This is a genomic window from Leisingera sp. F5 (assembly GCF_001593695.1).
This window is the reverse complement of the sequence record NZ_LUKH01001375.1, coordinates 1-1,069: the sequence shown is the minus strand read 5'-3', so window position 1 is coordinate 1,069 and position 1,069 is coordinate 1. Positions and strand designations below refer to the sequence as shown.

At 60.5% G+C, this 1,069-nt stretch carries 1 protein-coding gene and 1 pseudogene; both read right to left on the bottom strand.

Translation table 11 applies throughout. From position 1 onward, the window contains the following. Positions 1 to 420: SUMF1/EgtB/PvdO family nonheme iron enzyme (locus A2I95_RS41555; RefSeq protein WP_291738110.1), on the bottom strand; the 420-nt coding region annotated here is incomplete at its 3' end. 77 nt (positions 421 to 497) lie between these two features. Then, a pseudogene (locus tag A2I95_RS41550) lies at positions 498 to 1,069 on the bottom strand (nitrite reductase, copper-containing); the annotation flags it as partial.

The window sequence follows — 1,069 nt, the reverse complement described above, 5'->3', positions numbered from 1 at the left end:
GATTTCAGCTGCAGCGAGCTGCCATTCCGCCTCATCCGGCAACCGCCACGGCTGGCCGGTCTTCTTTGAATACCATTGCGCGTAGGCGGTGGCGTCATGCCAGCTGACGTGTGTTTGCGGCCGGCTGCCATCTGCCGGGTTTGCATCTGCCCGCTTGCAGCCGCCGTCCGCCACGCAGGCGGCATATTCGGCATGAGAGACCTGATGTTTCATGATCTCGAATGCTGCCACTTGCCGCATCTGTTCCGGCGGCACCACGCTTTTGCCACCTTGGTGGAAATTGCCGATCGGCCGGTAACGGATTGTCGCTGCGGCAATGACGGCGGTTTCGGCCTGCGTCGCCGGTTCCGGGGCGTAAAGCCAAAGACCGGGAATGCCGATCGCGGCGGCCAGGGCAGCAGTGATGAGTTCGAATTTCATGGGTATGCTCCCAAGAAAACAAAAAATGGGCGGCCGCGTAAGGCAGCCGCCCTCGAGAGGTCACACCAGTCCCAAGCTTAGGAGCCGGAGTATTCGGTCGGGGCGACCACCTGTTCCATCAGGTCGTTATTCCATTCGCCTTCGACCACCACGTGCGCGGTTGCGCCAAGGTTCACCGCCTCGATCAAGTTGTGGTTCACATAGGCGTAGACGCCCGGTTGCAGGAATTCATAGAGCGCAGCCCCGGCGGAGCCGCCGCGGATGAACCAGGTTTCCAGGTCGCGGTCCGGCACGTTGTTGAACTTGCCGGCCTCCCAGACCAGGTCGCCGTGGCCGCCGATCAGGTGCGGGCGGCTGTCGCGGTTGGCTTGGCTGTGGATGAACAGCACTTTCTCGCCCTGTTTGGCCTTCAGCGCGGTTTCACCGGTCAGCGCACCAACTGCGCCGTTGAACACCACGTGGCTGGGGATAAGCCCGTTCATGACTTCCAGGGTATCAGGGTAGCTTTCGCCTACATCCTCGTACCGCAGGTAGTCGCCGTTTTCGTCCTTCGGAATGTAAAACTCGTTTTCCCCAATATAGTAGACGCGGTCGTATCTGACTGGATCGCCATTGTGGTCTGAAAGCCCGTTTCGCGGCAGAACCATGA